The sequence below is a fragment of the Nannocystis sp. genome, from assembly GCF_016714285.1.
Lineage (GTDB): Bacteria > Myxococcota_A > Polyangia > Nannocystales > Nannocystaceae > Nannocystis.
In genome coordinates this window covers 26,394-51,023 of record NZ_JADJNN010000006.1, presented here as the reverse complement: position 1 = coordinate 51,023, position 24,630 = coordinate 26,394, and the positions used below count along the sequence as shown (strand labels likewise).

Annotated in this window: 23 protein-coding genes; 10 read left to right on the top strand and 13 right to left on the bottom strand. The window is 73.0% G+C overall.

All coding sequences use genetic code 11. The annotated features are described in order from the left end of the window. Nucleotides 1–293: 293 nt before the first annotated feature. Complete coding sequence (locus IPJ59_RS14465) at nucleotides 294–1,055, top strand: hypothetical protein (RefSeq protein ID WP_293272167.1); 762 nt, start codon at nucleotides 294–296, stop codon at nucleotides 1,053–1,055. 77 nt (nucleotides 1,056–1,132) lie between these two features. On the opposite strand, the gene IPJ59_RS14460 is transcribed toward IPJ59_RS14465, so the two are convergent. Then, a complete protein-coding gene (locus IPJ59_RS14460) occupies nucleotides 1,133–1,648 on the bottom strand; it encodes a hypothetical protein (protein ID WP_293262396.1) in 516 nt (171 codons plus the stop codon). Nucleotides 1,649–2,251: 603 nt separating this feature from the next. On the opposite strand from IPJ59_RS14460, the gene IPJ59_RS14455 reads away from it, so the two are divergent. The 7 genes from IPJ59_RS14455 to IPJ59_RS14425 all read left to right on the top strand — a co-directional run bounded on the left by IPJ59_RS14455 (nucleotide 2,252) and on the right by IPJ59_RS14425 (nucleotide 10,624). Beyond that, a complete protein-coding gene (locus IPJ59_RS14455) occupies nucleotides 2,252–5,200 on the top strand; it encodes an AIR synthase-related protein (RefSeq protein ID WP_293272166.1) in 2,949 nt (982 codons plus the stop codon). Then, a complete protein-coding gene (locus IPJ59_RS14450; RefSeq protein WP_293272165.1) occupies nucleotides 5,193–6,020 on the top strand; it encodes a phosphoribosylformylglycinamidine synthase subunit PurQ in 828 nt (275 codons plus the stop codon). The genes IPJ59_RS14455 and IPJ59_RS14450 overlap by 8 nt, the downstream gene beginning before the upstream one ends. A 190-nt stretch (nucleotides 6,021–6,210) precedes the next feature. Continuing rightward, nucleotides 6,211–6,840, top strand: a complete 630-nt coding sequence (locus IPJ59_RS14445) for an RNA polymerase sigma factor (protein ID WP_293272164.1) — start codon at nucleotides 6,211–6,213, stop codon at nucleotides 6,838–6,840. Nucleotides 6,841–7,377: 537 nt separating this feature from the next. Beyond that, nucleotides 7,378–7,923 carry a hypothetical protein gene (locus IPJ59_RS14440; protein ID WP_293272163.1) on the top strand — a complete coding sequence of 182 codons (546 nt, stop codon included), beginning with the start codon at nucleotides 7,378–7,380 and terminating at the stop codon, nucleotides 7,921–7,923. Then, on the top strand, nucleotides 7,920–8,180 hold the full coding sequence (locus IPJ59_RS14435; RefSeq protein WP_293272162.1) for a hypothetical protein: 261 nt from the start codon (nucleotides 7,920–7,922) through the stop codon (nucleotides 8,178–8,180). The genes IPJ59_RS14440 and IPJ59_RS14435 overlap by 4 nt, the downstream gene beginning before the upstream one ends. A 26-nt stretch (nucleotides 8,181–8,206) precedes the next feature. Then, nucleotides 8,207–9,367: a hypothetical protein gene (locus IPJ59_RS14430; RefSeq protein WP_293272161.1), complete on the top strand. Its 1,161-nt coding sequence runs from the start codon at nucleotides 8,207–8,209 to the stop codon at nucleotides 9,365–9,367. A gap of 48 nt (nucleotides 9,368–9,415) precedes the next feature. After that, nucleotides 9,416–10,624 (top strand): hypothetical protein, encoded by a 1,209-nt coding sequence (locus IPJ59_RS14425; protein WP_293272160.1) that lies wholly within the window; start codon nucleotides 9,416–9,418, stop codon nucleotides 10,622–10,624. Between the two features lie 7 nt (nucleotides 10,625–10,631). On the opposite strand, the gene IPJ59_RS14420 is transcribed toward IPJ59_RS14425, so the two are convergent. The 12 genes from IPJ59_RS14420 to IPJ59_RS14365 all read right to left on the bottom strand — a co-directional run bounded on the left by IPJ59_RS14420 (nucleotide 10,632) and on the right by IPJ59_RS14365 (nucleotide 21,615). After that, nucleotides 10,632–11,399 carry a hypothetical protein gene (locus IPJ59_RS14420; protein WP_293272159.1) on the bottom strand — a complete coding sequence of 256 codons (768 nt, stop codon included), beginning with the start codon at nucleotides 11,397–11,399 and terminating at the stop codon, nucleotides 10,632–10,634. Further along, nucleotides 11,386–12,507 carry an AAA family ATPase gene (locus tag IPJ59_RS14415; RefSeq protein WP_293272158.1) on the bottom strand — a complete coding sequence of 374 codons (1,122 nt, stop codon included), beginning with the start codon at nucleotides 12,505–12,507 and terminating at the stop codon, nucleotides 11,386–11,388. The genes IPJ59_RS14420 and IPJ59_RS14415 overlap by 14 nt, the downstream gene beginning before the upstream one ends. Nucleotides 12,508–12,562: 55 nt before the next feature. Continuing rightward, on the bottom strand, nucleotides 12,563–13,933 hold the full coding sequence (locus IPJ59_RS14410; RefSeq protein ID WP_293262366.1) for an MBL fold metallo-hydrolase: 1,371 nt from the start codon (nucleotides 13,931–13,933) through the stop codon (nucleotides 12,563–12,565). Nucleotides 13,934–14,275: 342 nt separating this feature from the next. Next, the gene (locus IPJ59_RS14405) at nucleotides 14,276–15,124 is read right to left on the bottom strand and encodes an alpha/beta fold hydrolase (protein ID WP_293272157.1); all 849 of its coding nucleotides are present in this window, start codon (nucleotides 15,122–15,124) and stop codon (nucleotides 14,276–14,278) included. A 104-nt stretch (nucleotides 15,125–15,228) separates the two neighbouring features. After that, a complete protein-coding gene (locus IPJ59_RS14400) occupies nucleotides 15,229–15,690 on the bottom strand; it encodes a hypothetical protein (RefSeq protein ID WP_293272156.1) in 462 nt (153 codons plus the stop codon). A 22-nt stretch (nucleotides 15,691–15,712) separates the two neighbouring features. After that, a complete protein-coding gene (locus tag IPJ59_RS14395; protein WP_293262357.1) occupies nucleotides 15,713–16,006 on the bottom strand; it encodes a 4a-hydroxytetrahydrobiopterin dehydratase in 294 nt (97 codons plus the stop codon). A 34-nt stretch (nucleotides 16,007–16,040) separates the two neighbouring features. Further along, nucleotides 16,041–17,291: a Coq4 family protein gene (locus tag IPJ59_RS14390; RefSeq protein ID WP_293272155.1), complete on the bottom strand. Its 1,251-nt coding sequence runs from the start codon at nucleotides 17,289–17,291 to the stop codon at nucleotides 16,041–16,043. Between the two features lie 144 nt (nucleotides 17,292–17,435). After that, on the bottom strand, nucleotides 17,436–18,584 hold the full coding sequence (gene rlmN, locus IPJ59_RS14385; RefSeq protein WP_293272154.1) for a dual-specificity RNA methyltransferase RlmN: 1,149 nt from the start codon (nucleotides 18,582–18,584) through the stop codon (nucleotides 17,436–17,438). A gap of 70 nt (nucleotides 18,585–18,654) precedes the next feature. Next, complete coding sequence (locus IPJ59_RS14380) at nucleotides 18,655–19,548, bottom strand: alpha/beta fold hydrolase (RefSeq protein WP_293272153.1); 894 nt, start codon at nucleotides 19,546–19,548, stop codon at nucleotides 18,655–18,657. Nucleotides 19,549–19,557: 9 nt separating this feature from the next. Continuing rightward, a complete protein-coding gene (locus IPJ59_RS14375) occupies nucleotides 19,558–20,418 on the bottom strand; it encodes a class I SAM-dependent methyltransferase (protein ID WP_293272152.1) in 861 nt (286 codons plus the stop codon). Nucleotides 20,419–20,420: 2 nt separating this feature from the next. Beyond that, a complete protein-coding gene (locus tag IPJ59_RS14370; protein ID WP_293272151.1) occupies nucleotides 20,421–20,777 on the bottom strand; it encodes a heavy-metal-associated domain-containing protein in 357 nt (118 codons plus the stop codon). A gap of 7 nt (nucleotides 20,778–20,784) precedes the next feature. After that, nucleotides 20,785–21,615 (bottom strand): PASTA domain-containing protein, encoded by an 831-nt coding sequence (locus IPJ59_RS14365; protein WP_293262339.1) that lies wholly within the window; start codon nucleotides 21,613–21,615, stop codon nucleotides 20,785–20,787. A 206-nt stretch (nucleotides 21,616–21,821) separates the two neighbouring features. On the opposite strand from IPJ59_RS14365, the gene IPJ59_RS14360 reads away from it, so the two are divergent. Both IPJ59_RS14360 and preA read left to right on the top strand, forming a co-directional pair. Next, nucleotides 21,822–23,168, top strand: a complete 1,347-nt coding sequence (locus tag IPJ59_RS14360; RefSeq protein ID WP_293272150.1) for an FAD-dependent oxidoreductase — start codon at nucleotides 21,822–21,824, stop codon at nucleotides 23,166–23,168. Beyond that, nucleotides 23,161–24,468, top strand: a complete 1,308-nt coding sequence (gene preA, locus IPJ59_RS14355) for an NAD-dependent dihydropyrimidine dehydrogenase subunit PreA (protein WP_293272149.1) — start codon at nucleotides 23,161–23,163, stop codon at nucleotides 24,466–24,468. The genes IPJ59_RS14360 and preA overlap by 8 nt, the downstream gene beginning before the upstream one ends. Nucleotides 24,469–24,630: the final 162 nt, after the last annotated feature.

The window sequence follows — 24,630 nt, the reverse complement described above, 5'->3', positions numbered from 1 at the left end:
GTTCTACAAGCCCGACTACACGCCGGCCAAGGGCGCGCCGATCAACACCGCCTGCGTCGACCGCCTCGAGCGCTTCAACGGCATCGGCGGCGGCCCCAAGGTCCCCCAGGCCTGCACCAACGGCTGCACCCCCGGCGCCGCCGCGGTCCCCGACGGCCCCTTCATCCACTTCACCGCCGACACCAACAACGTGGTCGGCTTCGACGGCGTGGGTGACCCGGTCGCCGACGCCCTGTCCTGCATCGGCCCCCAGGGCATCGACGGCTGCGGCATGGAGGCCGAGCCTCGAGACCATGCTGCAGGCCCTCGACCCCAACAAGGACTGGAACAAGGGCGGCGCGCCCTTCCTCCGCGTCGGCGCGGTGCTGGCGATCGTCATCGTCACCGACGAGGAGGACTGCGCCACCAAGAACTACGACTACTTCGACCCGGCCAAGGTCAACGACCCCAACTACAACCAGTACTGGGAGGACTTCCCGGGCACCCCCGGCATGAAGAAGGACCCGACCAGCGCGGTGTGCTGGAACGCCGGCACCGACTGCCAGGACGCCAACGCCGACACGATCTACGAGAGCTGCGTCGCCGCCGACAAGGGCGTGCTCCAGCCGACCTCGCGGTACATCAACTACCTCAAGGACGTGCTGATCAAGGACAAGAAGAAGCAGGTCATCATGCTCGGCATCCTCGGCGTCCCGCCGGTCACCGAGCACAACCCGCTGCCGCCCTTCGAGCCGACCATGGGCGGCGTCCAGTCGCTCGTCTACCGCGACTGGACCCCGGCCGACATCCTCCCCGGCGACCCCAAGACCGCCGAGCAGAAGCAGTACGAGTTCGGCATCGGGCCGGGCTGCAGCAACGCCGCCACCGGCCAGGCCGTCCCGCCGGTCCGCGTCAAGGAGGTCTGCGAGAGCCTCAACATCCCGGACGACCCCAACACGCCGACCAACGAGGCCAAGCTGCGCTGCTGCATCGAGTCGATCTGCGACACCGACTTCTCGAACGCGATCAACTGCCTCGCCGGCATCCTCAAGGACGAGCTCAAGCCCGCCGGCTGAGCGCACGCCGTCCACCCGCAAGGAGGGGCGCCCAGGTTCTCCTGGTGCGCCCCTTCGTAATTGCCGGTCCGCGAGCTCTACAGCAACGCGGCGCCGGGCTCGAACTTGCGGAGGTACGCGGTGCCGTGGCGAGTGATCTTGATCCGCCGCTTGATGCCGCTGCCCTCGACGTGGATGAAGCCCTTGGTCCGCAGGTTGCGGAGGATGAGCCGCACCTGGTCCGAGGCGAGGCCGGTGGTCTGCAGCAGCTCGTTCTCGCGGCGCCCGGACTTCTGCTTGTTGAGCGCCGACAGCAGGCGCACGTCGCCGTCGGGCACGTCGGCCCGGCGACGAATGACCGCGGGCCCGCTCTCGAGGTCGAGGATCGGGTTGCCCTCCTCGTCGAAGATGACCTCGCCGGTGGCCGCGGGCTTGCCCGCCTTCGCCGTCAGACTGGCGAGCGAAGGCTCCGCCTCGTCGCGCGGCCGGTCCTTCACCAGGTCGATGAGCTCCTGCACCGTAAAGTGCTCGAGCACCGGCGCGAGCTGCGGATTGCTCCGCGTCGCATCGACGAGTTCGCCGAGAGTCACCTTGCTCGGCAGCGTTTTGATCACGTCACGTAGGACTTCGCGGAGGCTCGCCGCCCAGGTGTCGTCCACCCGGTCGTCCCGTTCTTCCAGATTGTTCACAGATGCACCTCAAGTGCAGTGGCAAGCGAAGCTCGGTCCAAGAACCCAGGCCCACCACGTATGCGGCCGAGCATGCAGCCCGCCGCCGTGGCTGTCAAGGCCGACGCTGGCAGTAGTGTGAAACAGCAAACCCCCTCGCGTGTGGCCCGTGGTTGACAGGGCAGGGGCCGAGCGGGCAGGAAAGGCCGCACCAGTGATCGCATCCGTGACCACGTCAGGCATCACGTCCGCCACCGAGTCAGGCACCACGGCAGGCACCTCCAGCGAACACTCGGCCAGCTCCGGGGTCGTGCGCCTGGAGATCGCGACGCGGCCCGAATTGCCGGACGCGCTGGCCCTCGCCACGGCGACGCGCCTGCGCGCCGCTCTCGGTCGCACGCCCGCGCTCCGCACACGCAAGCTCTACCACCTCGATCTGGGCCTCGATCTGGGCCTCGATCTGGGCCTCGATCTGGGCCTCGATCTGGGCCTCGCGATCTGGGCCTCGCTGCGGGCCGCGATGCAGACCGATCCGGCGAGCTTGCGCGGGTGCTCGCGGCGCTCACCGACCCAATCAGCGAGCTCGGGGCGATCGGCGCCCTGGCCGACCCCGCGGGCGCCCAGCGCCTGTGCGTGGGCCTGCGCCCCGGGGTCACCGACGCGGTCGGCCGCAGCGTGCAGCGAGCCGTCGAGGACTGCCTCGGTCGCACACTCGCGGGGCAGGTCTATACCAGCACGCTCTACCTCTTCATGGACCTCACGCCGGCCGAGCTCGAGCGGGCGGCCCGCGAGCTGCACAACCCGCTGATCCAGCGCGTGCGCCTCGAGTCCTCGCCCCCGGGTCCGGGCGCGCTGGACGTGCCGCGGGCCGGCACCCAGGCGCTGCCCCGCGTCGCCACCGTGCCGCTGCGCGCCGCCGACGACCAGGCCCTCGAGCAGATCTCACGCGCCGGCGTGTTGGCGCTGTCGCTGGCGGAGATGCAGGCGATCCGCGAGCACTTCGTCGCCCGCGGCCGCGACCCCAGCGACGCCGAGCTCGAGTGCCTGGCGCAGACGTGGAGCGAGCACTGCAAGCACAAGATCTTCGCCGCGCCGATCACCTACACCGACCCGCAGGGGGCAACCCGCGAGATCGGCCGCGGCCTGTTTCGTGAGTACATCCGCGGCGCCACCGAGGCCGTCGCGGCCCGCCGCGTCGCCGCGGGCCTGGACCCCGAGGGCGAGCCCTACCTCGTGTCGGTGTTCCACGACAACGCCGGCGTGGTCCGCTTCAGCGCCGCCGACCACCTCGTCTACAAGGTCGAGACCCACAACTCCCCGTCGGCGCTCGACCCCTACGGCGGGGCGATGACGGGCATCGTCGGGGTCAACCGCGACAGCCTCGGCACCGGCCTCGGCGCCGAGCTGCTGACCAACGTGTGGGGCTACTGCCTCGGCGCGCCCGACCACGCCGACCCGCTGCCCGCTGGCCTCATGCACCCGCGGCGGATCCGCGAGGGCGTGCACCACGGCGTCATCGACGGCGGCAACCAGTCGGGCATCCCCTACAGCCGCGGCTTCGAGCTGTTCGACGCGCGCTACGCCGGCAAGCCGCTGGTCTACTGCGGCACCGTGGCGGTCATGCCGGTGACCTCCGCCGGCCAGCCCACCCACGTCAAGCGCCAGGCGGTCGGCGATCTGGTGGTCATGCTCGGCGGTCGCATCGGCAAGGACGGCATCCACGGCGCGACCTTCTCGAGCGTCGAGCTCGACGAGTCCTCGCCGGTCCAGGCGGTCCAGATCGGCGACCCGATCACCCAGAAGATGATGGCCGACCTGCTGCACGAGGCCCGCGAGCTCGGGCTCTACTCGAGCATCACCGACAACGGCGCCGGCGGCCTGTCGAGCAGCGTCGGCGAGATGGCCGGGGCCACCGGCGGCGCCCGCATCGACCTCGCCCGCGCGCCGCTCAAGTACCCCGGCCTCGCCCCGTGGGAGATCCTCATCTCCGAGGCCCAGGAGCGCATGACCCTGGCTGTCCCGAAGGCCAGCATCGATGCATTCCTCGCGCTGGCCCGCCGCCGCGAGGTCTTGGCCTGCGTGCTCGGCGAGTTCACGGACTCGGGCCGGCTCGTGGTCACCCACGGCGAGCTGCCGGTGTGCGACCTGCCGCTCGAGTTCCTCCACGACGGCCTGCCCCGCTGGCCGCTGCGCGCCCGCTGGAGCCCGCCGCCGCGCCCGCTCTCGCCGCCCGCGCGGGTGCGCGAGGCGCTGGCCGACGCGGCTCTGGCGAGCACCCTGCCGGCCCTGCTGGCGCGCTGGAACCTGGCCTCGAACGAGTCGATCGCCCGCCGCTACGACCACGAGGTCAAGGGCCTGTCCGTGATCAAGCCGTGGGTCGGCGTGCGCCAGGACGTGCCCGCGACCGCGACGGTGCTGCGCGCCCGCCACCTCCGACCCGAGGGCGTCGTGCTCGCGGAGGGCATCCACCCGTTCTACAGCGACCTCGACACCCACGCGATGGCGACCGCCTGCGTCGACGAGGCGGTGCGCCGCCTGGTCTGCGCCGGCGCCCGGATCGACCGTATCAGCGCGCTCGACAACTTCTGCTGGCCCGACCCGGTGCAGGGCCCGAAGACCCCCGACGGCGAGCACAAGCTGGCCCAGCTGGTGCGCTGCTGCGAGGGCCTGCGCGCCGCCTGCGAGGCCTTCGGCGTGCCGCTCATCAGCGGCAAGGACTCGATGAAGAACGACGCCCACCTGGGCGGCGTGAAGATCTCGATCCCGCCGACCCTGCTGGTCTCGGCGATCGGCCAGATCGACGACGTGAGCCGCGCCCTCGACCTCGTGCCGGTCGCCCCCGGCGACCGCATCTACCTGCTCGGCGAGACCCGCGTCGAGCTCGGCGGCAGCGAGCTCGCCCGCCTGCGCGGCCTCACCCTGGACGGCGTCCCGACCACCGATCTGGCCCGCGCCGCCGCCCGCTACCTGGCCCTCGCGGCCGCGCGCGACGCCGGCCTGCTGCGCTCGGCCCACGTGCTCAGCCGCGGCGGCCTGGCCGTCGCCCTCGCGCACATGGCCATGGCCGGCGAGCTCGGCCTCGCGGTCGAGCTGGCGCCTGTCCTCGCGGACATGTCCGCAGAGACAGCCGCGCGCGCTGGCCTCGCGGACCGGTCCGGTGGGGCTGGACACGCTGTCCTCACGGACATGTCTGAACAGACAGCGGACCCGCTGGCCAGCGCCGCGACGCTGTTCGGCGAGTCGACCGGGCGGGTGCTGCTGACCTGCGCGCCGGAGCACGCGGCCGCGCTCGAGCGGGCGCTCGCGGGCCACGGCCTTTGCATGCTCGGCGCGGTGGCGCCGGCCCGCGCCAGCAGCGAGCCGGCCCCGGCGGTGCGCGGCGGCCTGCCGCCCCCCGGTGGCGGCTGGCTGCGGATCTGCCGCGACGGCGTGGTCCTGCTCGAGCACGACGCACAGGCGCTGCGCGCCGCCTTCCAGCGCCGGGGTGACCATGTCTGAGCCCACGATCGATCGCGCTGCGGCGCGCGAGCTGCGGGTGCTCGTGCTCACCGGCTACGGCCTCAACTGCGAGGCCGAGACCGCGGCCGGCTTTCGCATGCTCGGCGCCCAGGTCGACCTCCGCCACGTCGCCGACGTCCTGGACGCCGGCCCCGACGCGCTCACGCCCTACGGCCTGCTCGCCTTCATCGGCGGCTTCTCCTTCGGCGACCACATCGCCAGCGGCCGGGTCCATGCCAACCGCCTGCGCTACCGCCTCGGCGACCGCCTGCTGCGCTTCGTCGGCGACGGCGGGCTCTGCCTCGGCATCTGCAACGGCTTCCAGACCCTGGTGAAGCTCGGCCTGCTGCCCGGCGGCGAGCCTGGGCTGCACCAGCGCGTGACCCTGATCGACAACGACCGCCTCGGCTACTGGGACGCGTGGGTGCGCCTGGTCGTCGACCCCGCGAGCCCCTGCGTGTTCACCCGCGGGATCGCCGAGCTCGAGCTGCCGAGCCGCCACGGCGAGGGCAAGCTGGTCCACGCCGACGCCGCCCAGCGAGCTGTCCTCGAGGACAGGCACCAGATCCCCCTGCGCTACGCCGACGCCGAGGGCCGCGCGACCGAGGCCTGGCCCGACAACCCCGACGGCTCGCCCGGCGGCGCCGCGGCCCTGTGCGACCCGAGCGGCCGCATCTTCGGCCTGATGCCGCACCCCGAGGCGTACCTGTACCCCGAGAACCACCCGCGCTGGCTGGCCCAGCGCGCCGCCGGCCTGTTGCCGACCGCCGGCCTCGGCCTGCAGATCCTCGCCAACGGCGTGCGCGCCGCGATCGCGTAGGCGGCCGACAGCGCGGCGAAGCTCGTGGGAGCGCCTGTCCCTTCGGACAGGCTCCCGGTGGCGGCCCATTGCCCATGAGGCCGCAGCGGCGCACACGGGCACGGGGACACCGTCCGCGGCTGGGCGCGTGATCGCGCGAATTTCCGTGTAAGAAATCGCCGGTCCGCGGTAATGCCTGCTGAGCTCGCGCATGAAGCCGGCCCCGCACCTCCAGCTGCTGCCACCGATCGCCGCGTCTGCCCCGACCCCGGTGGCCGACGATGCGCTCGAGCTGCGGGCCCGCGACGGCGATCTGGCGGCCTGGTCCGAGGTGTACGCCCGCCACTACGGCCGGCTCCTGCGGCAGCTGCGGCACCTGACGGGTGACCTCGCGGTCGCCGAGGAGCTGGCGCAGGAGACCTTCGCCCAGGCCATGGCGAGCCGCGCCCGCTACGAGCCGGGGCGCAGCCTCGAGGCCTGGCTGGCGGGCATCGCCCTCAACATGGCGCGCAAGCACTGGCGCAGCCGGCAGAGCACCCAGCGGGCGCACGCGCGGCTCGAGTGCGTGGCCGAGGTCCACGGCGCCGGGCCGGCGCTCGACCGCCTGCACCTCCAACGCGAGCGCAGCCGGGTGCTCTACGCGGTGCTCGCGGAGCTGCCGGAGTCGCTGCGCGAGGCGTTCACGGTCCGCGAGCTGGAGGGGATGTCGACGGAGGAGGCGGCGGCGCGGCTGGCCATCTCGCCCGGCAACCTGGCGGTGCGGATCAGCCGGGCCCGGGCCCGGATCGGCGCTGCGCTGCGCGCCCTGGGCTGGTTGCCGCGCGAGGGAGGGAGCACGTGAGCCACGAACGAGACTCTGAGGCGCTGGAGCGGGTCGTCGACGAGCTCGGGGCCGCGGCGCGCGGCGTCGCGGGGCGCGAGCTGGCCGCGGCCGGGTCGCGGCCCGACTTCGCGGAGATCGTCGCGCGGGCGCACCGCATCGACCCGCGGGCGGTCCCCCACGGGTGGATCGACGCGGCCCGCCGCGGCGCGCCGGCGCCGACGATCGCCCCGAGAGGCCCACGCGCCCGCGGGACCGCGCTGGTCCTGGCGATCGCGGCGGCGCTGGTGCTGGCGCTCGCGCTGCAGCAGGGCTTCGCCCGCCGCGAGGCCGCCGCGCCGGGCTCGCTCGCCGGGCTGCTCGGCGGCGCCGACGACCCGCAGCGGCCCGCCAGCGCGGGGCCGGTGCCTACATGTCCCGAAGGACAGACGGACTGCGAGCGGGCCGCGTCGGCGTCGACATGCCCCGGGGGACAGGCCGGCTGCGAGCGGACAAGCTGCCCCGAAGGACAGACGGACTGCGAGCGGGCCGCGCCGACGAGCTGCCCCGAAGGACAGGTTGGCTGCGAGCGGGCCGCGCCGACGAGCTGCCCCGAGGGGCGAGCGGGCCGCGCCGACGAGCTGCCCCGAGGGACAGGTTGGCTGCGAGCGAGCCACGCCGGCGAGCTGCCCCGAGGGACAGGTCGATTGCCCGGCGCGTCCAGCGAGGCGAGCCCGGGCGACGCGGAGCGAGGCGGGCGAGGACCTGGCGGCGCGCCTGCGCCGGCTCGACGACGAGGCCGAGGCCTTGTTGCGGGCCGGCGACCTCGCCGGCGCCGACGAGCGCTACATCGAGATCGCGGCGATCGGCGGCTCGCGGCCGGAGGTCGAGCACGCCCTCGTCGACCGCTTCGGCCTGGCGCGCGCGCGCCACGACCTGGCCGCCCAGCGGCGCCTGTGGCGGGCCTACCTCGACCGCTTCCCGGGCGGCGGCTTCGCCGACGACGCGCGGGCCGGCCTGTGCCGCAGCGAGGCCGACGACGCGCGGGCCGCCTGCTGGTCGCGCTACCTCGCCGAGCTCCCGGCCGGGGCCCACCGCGACGAGGCGACGGAGGCCCAGCCATGAGGGTCCTGCTGCTGACGGCGCTCGCCTTCGCGGGCTGCGCGACCGACGACTTCGTGATCTTCGGCGACAGCGACAGCTGCTCGTCGAGCGGCGAGGCCGAGCCACAACTCGGTGACGATGATGCTGCGACGAGCGCGGCGGCTGTAAGTAAATCCGGCCCCGCGGCAATGTCTTCCCGACCGGCGCCGACGGCCCGGCCAGCGACCACCCCCCTGGACTCGAAATTGCCGGCTACCCCGGCGCAGGAGCGACGATGACAACACTTCGATGGATGACCCGGCGCGTGCTCTCTCCCCTGCTGGTCGCCGGCTTCGGCCTGCTGACCACCACCGGCTGCCCCGTGCCCAAGCAGATGGGCGACGAGGGCGACTGCGGCGACGGCGGCGAGTCGACCGACGAGGGCGACAGCGACCCGTCGGGCGGGCCCTGCGACCCGAGCGACCCGATGTGCGTCGACAACGTCTGCGACCCGATGAACCCGCAGGACCCGGACTGCCCGCAGTGTCAGCCGGGCGACCCGAACTGCCCGAACTGCGACCCCAACACGCCCGGCTGCGGCGACGGCGTGTGCGACCCGATGCTGCCGGACGACCCCGACTGCTGCACGCCGGGCGACCCGATGTGCAGCGACGGCTTCTGCGACGGCGACCCGGTCGACCCCGACTGCGTGTGCCAGGACCCCAACGCGCCGGGCTGCACGCCCACGTGCATGGACGACGCCGACTGCGGCCCCGGCCAGGTCTGCCTCAATGGCGCCTGCGCCTGCGCCGACCCCAACGACGTGAACTGCAGCGACGGCTTCTGCAACGCGATGCTGCCGGACGACCCCGACTGCTGCGCGCCGGACGACCCGATGTGCAGCGACGGCTTCTGCAGCGGCGACCCGGTCGACCCCGACTGCGCCTGCCAGCCCGGCGACCCGAATTGCCCGGACAACGTCTGCGACCCGATGAACCCGCAGGACCCGGACTGCCCGCCGCTGATGTGCGTGCAGGACGCGGACTGTCCCATGGGACAGCTGTGCGTCAACGGGGTCTGCGGCGGCGACGGGATGTGCGACCCGAACACGCCCAACGACCCGGACTGCCCGGCCTGCGATCCCAACGACCCGATGTGCCTCGACGGGATCTGCGACCCGATGAACCCGCAGGACCCGGACTGCGGCCTGCTGCAGTGCAACGTCGACAACGACTGCGCGCCGGGCCAGGTGTGCATCAACGGGCTGTGCGGCGCCCCGCCCTGCGCCAAGGATGCCGACTGCGGCGCCGGCCAGGTGTGCGATCAGGGCTCGTGCGTGTGCGACCCGAACTCGCCGGACTGCCCCGACATGGTCTGCGATCCGATGAACCCGAACGACCCGGATTGCGTGTGCAACGACCCGAACGACCCCAACTGCAAGGACGGCGTCTGCGACCCCAACGTGCCGATGGACCCGGACTGTTAGGCGCCGCGCCGCTGGCCTCGCCGACGTGGTTGTGGAAGGCTCGCGCCCTTGCTCGGGCTTCGCCTCAGCGTGCTCCTGCTCGGGGCGCCGGCTGACCTGCCGGCGCCGCCCGAGGCCCCGTCTATCTCGGCGTCCACACCCACGTCTGGGCGGGTGATCGTCCGGGTGTGGCTGCGCGGCGCGGGGCTCGACGCGGACGCGCTCGCCGAGGCCGTCGCCACGCGCCTCACGGACAAGCAGATCCTCGCGGCCGGTCAGGCGGCGGGGCCGATCGCGGGGCTGGTCGCGCTGTGCCACGTGACGGCGCAGGACGGCCAGCTCGTGCTCGAGGTGGTCCTCGGCGACGGTCGCGTGTACCAGCGCAAGATCACCGCGCCGGCCGCGGGCCGCGAGCGGACGGCCGCGCGATTGATCGCGGCGACCCTCGCGTCGATCGAGGACGAGACGGCCCGGCCGGATCGCAGCGACGGGGTGTTCGTCGCGCCCGTGGCGGTGAGCTCGGAGCCGCTGCGCGGGCCCGAGGCGACGATGCCAACCGCGGTGCAGGACGATGCGAGCGCGGCGGGGCCGGTCGCCGCAGGACGGGGCGCGGTCGGGGCGGGCGCAGGGAGGCCGGTCGATACGCGTGCACCCGCAACGACGCCCGCCGCAACGACGGAGCGCCCGCGTCAGGACGCGACGGGGGCCGCGCGGACGCTCGAGCTCGGGGTGGCGCTCGAGCTCGGGGCAAGTTTTGGACTGGGTGCGCCGGCAGCCGGGGCCGGGCTGGCGGGCGGTGGCGGTGGTTTGCGGGTCGACCTCAAGCTGCGCCGCTCGCTGCTGCTCGGGGCGGGCTTTCGCGGGCACACGCGGCTGCACGACGGGCTCGCGCTTGGCCGCTTCCGCGGGGCCGCGGTGGTCGGTCACCTGCTGCGGCGCGGGGCCTTCGAGCTGACCACGCTGGTCGGACCGACGCTCGAGACCTGGCAGGTGACGCAGGACGGCGCGCCAGTGAAGTACACGACGACGAGCTCGAGCGGGGCCTCGCTGCTGCTCGGCGGGCTGGCGCGCGTGGGCCTCGGCGGCCGCGTGCAGCGACGCGGGATGTCGGCGCGGATCGGCGGCTACGTCGAGCTGGCGGGCAGCGCCCGCAGCAGCGGCCGGGTCCCGCAGATCGCCCGCGCGGCCGGCCAGGCGCCGGTGTTCGTGCTCGGCGGCGCGGAGCTCTCGCTCGGCGTCGAGGTCGAGCTGTGGTTCGCGCTGCGGAGCAGACGCTGAGGCGGGCTCAGCGTGATGGCCCGCTGAGCAGGGGGACGATGCTCTGGAAGATGCGATCGAGGAAGTCGGCGACGCCGGCCTGGGCGCCGTTGCGGCGCAGGCGATCGAGGTCGACCTGCATGCTGCGGAGGCGCGCGTCGGGGTCGTCGGCCTTGAGGGTCGCCCAGACGACCTTGGCGTCTTTTTCCGAGTCGTCTCGGGTGGAGAGCAGTCGGTGCGGCTGCTCGATCGGGCAGAAACCGAGCCGGCTCCGGAGTTGGGCGTGTCGCTCACGCTGGTCCTCGCCGCGAGGCTCGTGGCCGGCGATGAACCATGCCTCGGCCTCGGGCTGAAACCACGCGAGCACGACCGCGAAGGGCCACGGACGCTCTGCGATCGCCTGACGGAGCCCAAGCAAGCGACCGTCCTTGTGATCGAGATCGCGGGCGATGAACACGACGTCGAGGCGTTCACCGCGATCGTTGGCGTCCTTCCAGATGTGCAGCTGGGCGCGCGCAAAGCGGGCGTCGGGCTGAGCGGGGTCGCCGCGGCCGAAGTGGCCGGTCGGGAGGCTGCGCCGCAGGTCGCGCTGGCGGAGCTCCTTCCGCGCGCGCACGAAGACGGACCATGATCGACCCTCCTGGGTCTCGCACCAGATGCGGCAGGCATCGAGGTTCCCGTCGAGCCATGCGACCTGTTCCGTCAGGATCCGGTCGGTCAGGGTCGTGACGGCGAAGTGGTGGGCCTCGTCCTCGCCCGCGACCGCGAAGCGAAGCGGCAGCTCAGGGAGTGCCATCGCGTTCACCGAAGATCCAGTCCTCGCCGACCGAGCTCCAGAACTCGCCGGGGTTCATGAAGTCCCGCCAGCGCGGCCAGTCCGGGTGGTCGGTGAGCGCCTTGCAGCCCGCTCGGCCCTCCGCGTTCAGCTGCAGGACGCGGACCTCATGCGGCTCGAAGACGTCGAGGGCGTAGGGTGAGTGGGTGGTGCACACGATCTGCAGCTGGGGGTTCTCGTCGAGGACGGCGCGGAGGCTGCGGACCACGTCGCGCTGGGCATTCGGGTGGAGGCCGCGGTCGAGGTCGTCGAGCAGGAGCAGGCGCAGGTTGGGCGTGGTGTGCAGGACGGTCAGCAGGCCGAGGACCAGGAGCGTGCCCTCGCTGAGCATGTCCGCGGGGACAGATCCGACGCCGTCGATCTCGAGCTCGAAGCGCTGGCCCATATAGGTGCGCTCCACTGCGTTCTCGATCGTCTTGCCGTTGACCGTGATGTACTCGCGTTCGTTGCGCTGGACGCGAGCAGGAAAGGTCCGCAGGTTTCGTGCCCACGGCAGGATTTTCTGCAGCTCGCGCTCGATCTGCCCGAGGGCGCCGGATCGCTGGCCGCTGGCCACGGCGAGAACCGAGGCGAGCCCGAACCCGTCGTTGCCGACGCGTGGGTGTTCGTCGTCGACATAGGACGGGGCACTGAGGCGTCGCGGGTCGAACTGCAGCCGAATCGCATGGCTCAGGCCGGTGCGGGCGAGACGAACGGCGAATGCCGCGGCTGCAGCTGGTGAGGACTCGGTGTCGATCGCTTGATCCCCGAGCGTGAGCTTGAATCCACACGCGTCCGGCTTGTCCGACGGGCCCGGCGTCGCGCGAAATTCGGCCGAGAAGTCGCCTGACACGTTCACAACGACGTCGCCAGAGCTTCCCAGGGTGCGCGAGCCGTTCGCGAAATTCTGGAGGAGCACGACAATCTTGGGAAAGCCGCTGCGGTCATCGAAGGTGCTGAAGGCGTGCAGGCCCTGGAGCACCGAGGTCTTGCCGGTCGCGTTGGCGCCGACGAGCACGGTGAGGCGCTCGAGGTCGATGGTGACCTGTTGCAGCGCCTTGAAGTTCTCGAAGCGGACCTGCGAGATCACGCGGCGAGGATGGCACAGGAGCGCGGGGGCCGACAAGGCGGCCGAGCGGGCCGGATCACAGCGCGTGGATGTCGACGTGGTCGCGGTAGTCCGGGACGCTGACGGGCCAGCGCAGCTGCTCCTCGATCGCGCGGCGCAGGGCGTCGGCGGCCTCGGGTTCGCCGTGGACCAGGAAGGTGTGGCGCGGGGCGTCGTCGTGCTCGAGCCAGCCGAGCAGCTCGTGCTGGTCGGCGTGGGCGGTGAGCATGTCGAAGTGGGCGACCTCGGCGTTGATCGAGATGTTGCGGCCGTGGATCTTGAGGCTGTCGGCGCCGCTGGCCAGGGTGGCGCCGCGGGTGCCGGCGGCCTGGATGCCGGCGAGGACGATCGCGCTGTTCGGGTCGGGGCCGGTGTGCTTGAGGTGGTGCAGGACGCGGCCACCGGTGGCCAGGCCCGCGGCGGCGAGCACGATCGCGGGCTCGTGGGACTCGCTGCAGCGGCGCGAGTCCTCGGGGTCGCGCAGGTACGTGACGCCGGCGAAGGCGGCCTCGCAGGTCTCGCGGCTGAGGCGGTGGTCGTGCGGGTGGGCGGCGTAGAGCTCGCTCGGGTCGCAGGCCAGCGGGCTGTCGACGAACACCGGGAGCTCGGGGATCTTGCGGGCGCGGCGGAGCTGATGCAGGAGCACGAGCAGGGCCTGGGCGCGGCCGAAGGCGAAGGCGGGGATCAGCACGCGGCCGCCGCGGGCCGCGGTGCGCCGGATGAGATCCGCGAGCACCTCGCCCGGGTCCTCGCCGTCGTGCGCGCGGCCGCCGTAGGTCGACTCGAGCACGACCACGTCGGCGTGCGGGCGCGAGTCGGGCGGCGCCATCATGATGTCCTGCTCGCGGCCGAGGTCGCCGGAGAACAGGACCCGGCGGACGCCGTCGTCGACCCGCAGGCTGGCGGCGCCGAGGGTGTGGCCGGCGCGGGTGAAGCCGGCGTGGAGCTCCCCGGGCAGGGCGAAGCGCTCGCCGAACTCGACCGGGACCAGCTGGCGCAGCGCCTGGGCGGCGTCCTCGACGTCGTAGAGCGGGGTCGCGGGGTGCTGCTTGGTGTAGCCCTTCTTGTTGGCGAAGGCGGCGTCCTCGAGCTGCAGGGCGGCGCTGTCGGGGAGCAAGAGGCGGCACAGGTCGGCGGTGCCGGGGGTGCAGTACACAGGCCCGCGAAAGCCCGCGCGGCACAGCTGGGGCAGGAAGCCGCTGTGGTCGAGGTGGGCGTGGGTGAGGACGATCGCGTCGAGCGGGAGCGCGGGGAACAGGCCGCGGTTGCGCAGCCGCAGCTGCTTGAAGCCCTGGTAGAGGCCGCAGTCGACGAGGACGCGGGCGTGGCCGGTGTCGAGGAGGTACCTGGCGCCGGTGATGGTGCCGGTGGCGCCGAGGAAGGTCAGCTCGAGAGAGCGTGCGGCCATGCGGCGGCAGCGATAGCACGGAGCGCCCCGCGCGGGTGGCTCACCCCCCCCCCCCCCCCCGCCCCCCCCCCCGGGCCCCCCCCCCCCCCCCCCGCCCCCGCGGCGGCGGCGCCCCCCGCCCCCGCGCCCGCGCCCCGCCGGGCGCGGCCCCGCCCCGCGGCCCCGGGCCCCCCCCCCCCCCCCCCTGGGGGCGGGCGGGCTTTGTGTGGCGGGTGCAGACCTTGCATTCGCTGGCCGGAGTCGGCGTAAACATGTCCCGAGGGACATGTCAGGCGAGCCAGGTCGCTCGCCGCATGGGCGGCGGGTCGCATGCTCACAGCAAAACATGTCCCGAGGGACAGGTCAGGCGAGCTCGCGCATGTACTCGACGATGCGGGCGCCGAGCTCGCGCGGGCGGTCCATGTAGGGGCAATGGGCGAAGCCCTCGGGCTCCTCGAAGACGACGTGGGACGGCAGGGCGCGGCGGAAGAACTCGAGCGAGGCCGGCGGGAGCACGCGTTCGGAGCGGCCCCAGCTGACGAGGGTGGGCGTGCGGAGCTCGGCGAGCTGCTCCGTGGTGAACATGTGCGCGGGCTGGAAGGACTCGAGGACGCTGCGCAGGTGGCCGCGACCGAAGCGCCACAGGAGGTCGGGGGCGAGGAGGGCGTTGTACCAGGCGGGCAGGTGGGTGAGGCTGTCGGCGAGGCGTCTGGCGTGGGCGAGGGAGCCGACGCGGAAGCTGCCCTGGAGGTTGGCGAAGTCCTGGGCGTCGAGGGCGGCGCCGGCGGGGGACGAGAGGAACAGGCCGCGGACGCGTTCGGGGTGCTCGAGGGCGAAGCGGAGTGCGAAGGCCCCGCCGAGCGAGTTGCCGAACAGGATCGCCGGGGCGTCGAGGCGGCGCAGGAGCAGCTCGGCGAGCCCGGCGTAGGCGAGGTCGACGGTGAGGCCGGGGTTGCGGGCGCTGCTAAAGCCGTGGCCCGGGGCGTCGGGGGCGAGGATCGATCCGACGCGGGTGTGCAGGTAGGCGAGCACGCGGGCGAAGGAGGTCGAGCTGGCGCCGAAGCCGTGCAGGATCACCAGCGGCGGCAGGGGCTGCGCGCCCTCGCTGCTGTAGAAGTGCAGGTCGCCGATGGCGGTGGTCTGCTGACCGCTGACGATGCCGAGGCCGTTGAGGCGGCGGCGAATGAGGCGTTCGACCAGGGGCAGGAGCATGGGGGTCTCCCAAATCGTGGGGCCGATCGTGGGGCCTGTCGTGGAGTCAGTCGTGGAGTCAGTCGTGAGTCAGCCGTGCGTCGGTGCGTCGGTGTGTCCGTGACTCAGTAGGTGGGGCAGGTCCAGGCCTTCGGCGGGCAGTCGGTGCAGCGGCCGGTCATGCAGGCGCCGCCGCAGGTGGCCACGGTCTTCAGGTCGGCGCGCTGGACGTAGTAGTAGGGGCCATCGACCGCGGCGCCGCAGTCGACGCCGAGCAGGTCGCCGCAGCTTCGCTCGAGCTTGCAGCGCTCGCCGAACTTCTCGCGGACGCGGGCGGCGAGCGCGGGGTCTTGCGGTGGTTGGGCGGGCGTCGGCGGTGGCGGGTCGGCGCCGAGGTTGGGGTCGGCGAAGCCGCCGGCGTCCGCTGCTTGCTCGTCGGGGGGCTCGGGGTCGACGGGGGTCGCGGGCGTGGTCGCGGGCCCGACGGGTGTGGGTGCCGGGGCGGGTGGGTTCGTGCTCTCGGCGGGCGTGCAGGCGAGCAGCGCGGGGAGGCCGAGTTGCAGCAGGCGGGCGAGGGCGGGGCGCATGGTGTCGTGGGCGCCGCTGCGGCTAGCCGGCGATGCGATCGATCGCGGCGGCGAGGTCGAGGTCACGCTGGCTGAGGCCGCCGGCGTCGTGGGTGCTGAGGGTGATGTCGACGCGGTTGTAGACGTTGAACCACTCGGGGTGGTGGTCGTGCTTCTCGGCGACGAGGGCGACGCGGGCCATGAAGCCCCACGCGGCGTTGAAGTCGACGAATTGCAGGCTGCGCTGGATCGCGTCGCGGTGCGGGAGCAGGCGCCACTCGGGGAGGCGAGCGAGGCCGGCGCTGCGGTCGGTGTCGGTGAGGCGGGGGATCGTCATGAGGTGCTCGCGGGCTCGTGGCGGACCGGCCGATCTAGAAGTAGTCGGGGTCGTCGGGCGTGAGCGCCGGGACGATGTGCTTGGCCTGATCCTCGACCTTGTACGTGGGCTCGGGCACCGCGGGCGGGCGCACCGGCAACGGGGGCGGGGCCGGCTTGGCGGTCGGGATCGGCGGCGGCTCGGGGCGCGGCGCCAGTGACTTCGGCTCGGGCTTGGGCTCGGGCTTGGGCGCGGGCTTGGGCTCGGGCTCGTGGGCGGCCTCCTCCGAGAGCGCCATGAAGCTGGCGAGCAGCGAGGACGAGGTGTTGGAGGTCGATGAATTGCGCGGGCGCTCGACCGGGGCGGCGGGCTCGGCCCTGGCCGGGGCGGGCCTGGTCGGGGCGGGCCTGGTCGGGGCGGGATCGTTCAAGGAGCTGGCGGGGGCGCTGCCGAAGCCGCTAAACACGCGGGGCTGCGGCGGCGGGCTCGGGCTGGCGCTGCGGCCGAGGGCGGCGAGGCCGTCCTCGGCGCCGGCGAAGGCGCTGACGCTGAAGACGCCGCTGCGACCGCTGCCCAACGAGGACGAGTTGCGTGGTTCGGGTGCGGGTCGTGCGGGCGCCTCGATGCGGAGCTGGGCGACGCTCGAGGTGCGCGCGGGGATCTCGATGAGCTCGCGCAGCTGCGGGACCTGGGCCGACCACAGCTCCTCCCACGCGACGCCGAGGAAGGTGCGGGCCGCCTTGCCGCGCTGGAAGGCCTCGGAGGTGACCTCGAGGGCGGGGCCGAGGAGTTCGGGGGTGTCGCGGGTGATCTGGAGGATCGCCGACGACACGATGACGCCGCTGATCATGTTGCCGAGCTGGCCGATGTAGTAGGCCTGCAGCGCGAGCTCGCCGAGCGGGCTGGCGTCGTACTCGGTGAGCACGTGCAGCAGCGCGTGGGTCATGCGGACCCGCTGGAGCAAGTAGTCGGCGGCCTCGGCGTAGTCGGAGCGGCGCGGCAGCTGCGGCTGCGGCAGCTTGTAGTGGCGGAGGTAGCGGACGTACTCGAAGCCGAGCGTGCCCTCGCCCAGGTCGTGGAGCTTGTCGAGCGGCTCGGCGGGCGGCATGTAGTGCGTCTCATAGAGCGCACGCACGCCGGGTTGGTCGAGCAGGGTGTCGGCCTGGAGGGTCATGCCGCGCAGGTCTTTGAGGCTGAGGCGGCCGAACAGCTCGGAGATGTCGAGGCTCTCGGGTGCGGCTGCGGCGTCGTCGGCGGCGCCGAGGAAGGCGCCGGCGAGCTTCAGCTTCTTGAACGAGTCGAACATCGGGGGACGGGGCGAACGCCCTGGTAGCGGATGGTACCGTAGGGTGTGCGGGCGAGGGAACCCGCTGTCAGTGGTTTTGCGGGGCCGGAGATCTCGGGCGTCTAATTGGCCAGGTGGGCCAGGTGGGCCAGGTGGGCGGAGGATTCACAGCAGCGCGAGCCCGGGCGGGCGGCGCTGCCGCGGGCCCGGAGGCCCGGCGGGGCGGTCAGAACCATGATTCGCGCCCACCTGGCCCACCTGGCCCAGTTGGCCGCACGCGGCCATGCGTTCATCGCCGCGGGTGGTGCGGATCGAGGTGTTGAGGTGGCGGGCCTGCAGGGCGGCCTTGAAGGCGGCGACGCGGTCCGGGGCGGGGCGGCGAAACTCGCTGCCCGGGTGGGGATTGAAGGGGATGAGGTTCAGCTTGCAGGGGAGGCCGGCGACGAGGTCGGCGAGGCGCTGGGCGTCGTCGTCGCTGTCGTTGAGGTCGGCGAGCAGGACGTACTCGAGGGTGAGGCGCTCGCGTCGGCGCAGCGGCAGGGCGCGGAGGGCGGCGAGCAGGTCGGCGAGCGGGTACTTGCGGTTGACCGGCATGATGCGGTCGCGGACGGCATCGGTGGTGGCGTTGATGCTGATCGCCAGGCGGGCCGGGGACTCGGCGAAGAAGCGCTGGATCTGGGGGATGAGGCCGGAGGTCGAGACGGTGACGCGGCGCTGCGAGAGGCCGAGGCCGTGGTCGTCGCAGAGGATGTGGGTCGCGGCGATCACGGCGTCGATGTTGTGCAGCGGTTCACCCATGCCCATGAACACGACGTTGGAGATCCACAGCTCGGGGAAGTTGCGGCGGGCGAGGATCAGCTGCTCGACGATCTCGGCGGTGCTGAGGTGGCGGATGAGGCCCATCTTGGCGGTCAGGCAGAACTGGCAGTTCATCGCGCAGCCGACCTGGCTCGAGACGCAGAGCGTGGCGCGCGGGGCCTCGTCGTGGCGGGTGACGTCGGGGATGAGGACGGACTCGATGATCGCGCCGTCGTCGGTGCGCAGGGCGAGCTTGCAGGTGCCGTCGGCGGCGCGGTGGATCGCGTGCAGGGCGAGGGCGTCGATGCGGGCGACGGTCGCGAGGCGGGCGCGCAGCTCGGCGTCGATGTCGTGCAGCTCGCTGAAGTCAGCGGCGAGGCGGCGGTGCAGGCCGGCCCACAAGTTGTCGGCCTGGGCCGGGCGGGCGCCGAGTGTTGCAGTGGCCCACGCGAGCAGCTGCGGGCGGGTCATGGCCTTGAGCCACACGCGGCCGTGTGGGTCGTGCGGCGGGTGCATGGGCTCGCTCATAACACGGGCGGTGGGAGGGTGGCCGTGAGCCAGGCGGCGACGTCGCGTTGCTGGCTCATCACGCGGGCGGTGGGAGGGTGGCCGTGAGCCAGGCGGCGACGGCGTGCCACAGGGGCGCGCTGGCGCCGGTGAGCAGGCCCATGTGGTCGGGGCGGAGCTCGGCGTGGTCGGGGCCCTGGCCGAGCTGCCAGACGGTGCGGTGGGCGATCGCGGCGGTGAGGCGCAGGGCGGAGGCGGGGCGGGCGTAGAGGCGGTCGTGCACGCTGACGACGTGGAGGCAGGGGCAGGTCACGCGAGCGAGGCCGGCGTGGTAGTCGGTGCCGTCGCGGGCGAGCCAGCGGCCGTCGCGGACGTTGCGGGCGATGTCTTGCCAGTAGCCGGCGGACTCATCCATGTTGCCGAGGCGCAGGCGGGTGGCCGGGAAGTGGCCGTGGGCGGCGGCGAGGCGGGCGGCGGCGGCCATGACCCCGCGCTTGAGCAGCCAGCGGGCGCGGCTCGGCTCGCTGCTGCGCAGCCAGACGTCCATGGCGAGGGCGACGTGGGCGGCGACGGGGGCGTGCGGGTGCTGGCCGAGCCAGGCGAGCGAGGTGTGGGCGAACAGCGAGTGGCCGAGCAGGGCGATCGGCAGCTGCGGGGCGAGGCTGCGGGCGAGCTCGACGTAGACGGCGGTGTCGGCGACCAGCTGGTCGTAGGTCCAGTCGCCGCCGGCGCGGGGGGTCGGGCCGCTGCGACCGTGGCCGCGGAGGTCGGGCAGGAGCACGCGAAAGCCGGCGTCGACCAGCGCCTGGGCGAGGCCCGGGCGGTCGCTGCGGCCGGGGCGGAAGGTGCGGCGGTCGACCATCATCGCGTGGCCGGCGATGATGATGCCGCGGGGTTCGCCGGTCGGGCTGAGGTCGAGGACGTCGAGGACCCAGCCGTCGGGGGCGGGGACGCGGTGCGTGGGGAGCTGCATGGCGCGGCGTCAGGCGCGGGTGGCGGAGAACATCACCAGGGCGCCGCGGCGCTCGGGGGTGAAGTGCAGGAGGCCGTGGGCGCGGCACATGCCGGCGAGCTCGGCCTGCTCGAACACGCGGGCGCTGGCGATCGCCTGGAAGCTGCTGGTGAGCGGGCGCAGGGCCTCGCGGTGGATGAAGGTGCTGGCGACGAAGACGCCGCCGGGTCGGAGCACGCGGGCGACCTCGGCGATCGCGGCGTCGGGGTCGGGCCACAGGTGGAGGGCGGCGCCGGCGTGGGCGCCGGCGAGGCTGGCGTGGGCGAAGGGGAGGCGGGCCACGTCGGCGCGCAGGAGCGGGAAGTCGGGGCCGGCGCTGGCGAGCGCGCGCTGCAGCATGGCGACCGACCAGTCGAGGCCGAGCACGCGGGAGAAGTCGCCGGAGCTGGCGAGGTGGCGGCCGGTGAAGCCGGGGCCGCAGCTGAGGTCGACGAGGGCGCCGCCGTGGGCCGGGCGCAGCCACTCACGGACCTGGGCCAGCTCGTCGGGGTAGTTGGCCTGGCCGGCGCTGGCGACGGCGACGAAGAAGGGGCGCCACAATTTCTCGTACACGCGGGCGAGCGCGGGCGAGTGCATGAGGCGGGGGCCGAGGCCCCGCAGGCCGCGGCCCTTGCGGCGGCTGGGATCGGGGTGGTCGGGGCCCTGCGGGTCGGGGCGGCGATCGTCGGCGTGGTCGTCGTCGGGTTCGCCGAGGAAGTCGAGGAAGCCGGCCTCGGCGCTGTAGACCCGGTCGCAGCGCGGGCACGCGAGGCTGGGGATCGGCCGGCACTGGTCGGTGGGGTCGAGGCCGCCGAGGCAGCAGGGACAGGCGAGTTCGGGCGGTGCGGGCATGGTCAGGGCGCGACCGTGTAGCCGAGCGCGGTGACGGCGTGCACGAGCGCGTCGCGCTGGACGCGGGCGGGGTCGTGGCGGATCACGGCCTTGCCGGTCACGTGGTCGACGACCACCGACTCGACGCCGTCCTGCTTCTGGAGGGCGTGGGTGATCGCCTCCGAGCACGAGGCGCAGACCATGCCGTGGATCTGCAGTTCGCTGGTGGTGAGCGTCGGCGCGGCCGGGCTACAGGCTGTCCCGAGGGCCAGTGTCCCAAAGGCCAGTGTCCCAAGAGCCAGTGTCCCAAAGGCCAGTGTCCCAAAGGCCAGTGTCCCAAAGGTCAGTGTCCCGAGAGACAGGTGCAGGAGGCGGCGCACGCGGGGCTCAGTTCGGGGCGACGACGGTGAGGTTGACGGCGGTGCCGAAGGGGACCTTGCTGCCGGCGGCGGGGTCCTGGCGGAGCACGTAGTTCTCGCCGTGCTCCTCGTGTTCGGTGCGGCGGATGTCGCCGAGCTCGAGGCCGGTGTCCTTGAGGGCGGTCTTGGCGGAGTTGAGGTACTTGCCGGCGAGCACGGGGACCTCGATCAGGGGGAGGGCGGCGATGGTGAGCTCGACGGGGGTGCCGGGGCTGAGCTTGGCCTTGGGCAGGGGCTTCTGGGAGAGCACGGTGCCGGGGGCCTTGCTCGAGTCCTTCTGGACTTCGGTGACCTCGATGCCGAGGTCGGCGAGGGCCTGCTTGGCCTCGGCGATCGGCTTGCCGACGAGGTCGGGGACGCGGGCCTCGCGGGCCTTGGCCGTGACGACGCGGATCTCGCGGGTGCTGAGGCTGACGCCGGGGGCTGGGATCTGCTCGAGGATCTCGCCGGGGGTCGCGTCGGGGGCGTCGCGCGACTCGTCCTCGATGAGGACGATGCCCTGGCTGCTGGCGACCTTGCGGGCGTCCTTGATCGGCGTGCCGACCAGGTTGGGGGCCGGGATCGCGGCCACGCCGGGGTCGGGCTGCACGACGGGCTGGGGTACCGGCTGGGGCTGGACGCCAGGCCCGGCGCCCGGGCCAGGTCCGGGGCCAGGTCCCACGCCAGCCACCGGTGTGGTGGCGAAGGGGGGCAGGAGGCCCTGGGCCTGCTGCATCTTCATGATCTGCGGGCCGAGCAGGACCTGGACCAGGACGGCCGTGATCAGGGAGATGAGGAACATCTTGACGGTGTCGTTCATGCGAGATCCAGGCGGGCGAGATCCGGGAGGGCGGAGCATACCGGAAGCCACGGGGGCCACGGTAGTCTCGGGCCGCTAGCATGCCCCCGTGACGGCGATCGCCGCAACATTGCCGCGGAAAAAATCCCTGCGCGGGCGGCGGTCCGCGGCGAGGTGGGTGTGACCCGCGAGGGGCCGGGTGTATCCTGCGACCCCGCAGGCGCACGATGACCAAGCTCCCTCCCGAACGTGCAGAGGCAGGATTCGCGGACTACAAGCCCGCGTACACGACGACGCAGGCGCTGGCGGAGGCGAACCGCTGCCTGTACTGCGTGGACGCGCCGTGCGTGCAGCACTGCCCGACGGCGATCAACATCCCGGAGTTCATCCGCAAGATCTCCACCGGCAACGTGGAGGGGGCGGCGCGCACGATCTTCACGGCCAACGTGCTGGGCATGAGCTGCGCGCGCGTGTGTCCGGTCGAGGTGCTGTGCGCGGGCGCCTGCGTGTACAACGACCTCGACTCGCCGGCGATCGAGATCGGCAAGCTGCAGCGCTACGCGACCGACGCGGCGTTCGATGCAGGCTGGCAGTTCTTCACGGCCGGGCCGGCGACCGGCAAGACGGTCGGGATCATCGGCGGCGGTCCGGCGGCGCTGGCGGCGGCGCACGAGCTGCGCCGGCGCGGCCACGGCTGCACGATCTACGACGCGGGCGGTCTGCTCGGCGGGCTCAACACCACGGGCGTCGCGCCGTACAAGATGCGGGCCGACCGGGCGCTGACGGAGGTCGAGTGGGTGCTGCAGATCGGCGGGGTCGAGGTGGTCAGCGATGTGGTCGTCGGCCGCGACCTGACCTTCCTCGAGGTCGAGCGGCGGCACGACGCGCTGGTCATCGCGCTCGGGCTCGGGGAGGACCGCATGCTCGAGATCCCGGGCCGCGAGCTGGCGGGGATCCACGGGGCGGTGGCCTTCATCGCCAGGTTCAAGCTCGGGCAGGTCGACCTCTCGGGGGTCACGCAGGCGGTGGTGCTCGGCGGCGGCAACACGGCGGTCGACGCGGTGCGCGAGCTGCTGGGCCTCGGCGTGCCGGAGGTGACGATGCTGTACCGCGGCGACGAGGCGCAGATGAGCGGCTACGGGCACGAATGGAAGGCGGCGAAGGTCGAGGGGGCGAAGGTCCGCTGGCGCTGCCAGCCGCTCGCGTACGTGTCTTCACGGCCCTCCGGGCCTGAGGGTGCCGGGCCCGCGGGGGCGGTCGCGGGGCTGCGCTGCGCGCAGGTGGGGGCCGATCGGCGGGCGATCGCGGGGTCGGAGTTCGAAGTGCCGGCGCAGCTGGTGTTGCTGGCGATCGGTCAGGCGCGGCTGGGGGCGCTGGCGACGGCGTTGCCGGGGGTGCAGGTGGAGGACGGGCGCATCGTCGTCGACGCCGAGGGGGCGACCGGGCGGCCCAACGTGTACGCCGCGGGCGACTGTGCGAACGGCGGCAAGGAGGTGGTCAACGCGACCGCCGAGGGCAAGCGGGCGGCGCTGGCGATCGACCGCGTGTTGCGTGAAGGAGTGCGTGATGTCTGAGACGCGGCGAGTGACTCCCGACCTGACGAGCAACACCGGCGGCATCGTGACGCCGAACCCGTTCTGGCTGGCCTCGGCGCCGCCGGCGAACTCGGGCGGGCAGATCATGCGCGCGTTCGATGCCGGCTGGGGCGGGGCGGTGTGGAAGACGCTGGGGACGCCGATCCAGAACGTGTCGAGCCGCTTCGGGGCGGTCCACTACAAGGGCACGCGGGCGATCGGCTTCAACAACATCGAGCTCATCACGGACCGGCCGCTCGAGGTCAACTTCCGCGAGATCTATGAGGTCAAGCGGCGCTACCCGAAGCACGGGGTGATCGTGTCGCTGATGGTGGAGACCCGCGAGGAGTGGCAGGACCTCATCAAGCGGTCCATCGACGCGGGCGCTGACGGGCTGGAGCTGAACTTCGGCTGCCCACACGGGATGTGCGAGCGCGGGATGGGCTCGGCGGTGGGGCAGGAGCCGCGCATCAACGAGCGGATCACCTCGTGGGCGGTCGAATACTCGACGGTGCCGGTGCTGGTGAAGCTGACGCCGAACGTCGACGAGATCGGGCCGCACGGGCTGGCGGCGCAGGCCGGCGGGGCCCACGGGGTGTCGCTCATCAACACGATCAAGAGCATCATCGGCGTGGACATCGAGCGCAAGGTGCTGGAGCCGCGGGTCGGGTCGCTGTCGACCAACGGCGGCTACTGCGGGCCAGCGGTCAAGCCGATCGCGCTGCACATGATCGCCAGCCTGGCCCGCGATCCGGCGTTCAAGCTGCCGATCTCTGGCATCGGCGGCGTGTCGAACTGGCGCGACGCGGTCGAGTTCATCCTGCTCGGGTGCTCGTCGGTGCAGGTCTGCACCGAGGTGATGCTGCGCGGGTATCGGGTGGTCGAGGACATGCTCGAGGGGCTGACGCAGTACATGCGTGACCACGGCTACGCGAACCTCGAGGCGATGCGCGGGCAGGCGGTGCCGAGCTACTCGGAGTGGGGCGAGCTCGACCTCAACTACGAGACGATCGCCAAGATCGACGCGAGCAAGTGCATCGGTTGTCAGGCCTGCGTGGTCGCCTGCCACGACGGGGCGCACCAGTGCATCCACCCGGCTGGCTCGGTGGGGGGGGATCGGGCGAGTCGCGTGCCGGTCGTGGACGAGAGCGAGTGCGTCGGTTGCAACCTGTGTCAGATCGTCTGCCCGGTGCCGGACTGCATCTCGATGGTCGAGGTGAAGAACGGGCTGCGGCCGGCGACCTGGAACGAGCACGTGAGCGAGGGGGCGCCGCTGCGGGCCAAGAAGGGCGTGCACTGAGCCCGGGGCGCGGGCGCCGGGTCTAAAGGCCCGCAGGGGCGGAGGCGAGGACGGCTCGCGGAGCGTCTCCATGCCCACCGCGGGGTGATCGGGGGCCCGCCGAGGAGGCGGCGTCGATCGGCGGCAAAGCTTTCGGGGCGACCCCAAATAGTTGCGGGCCTC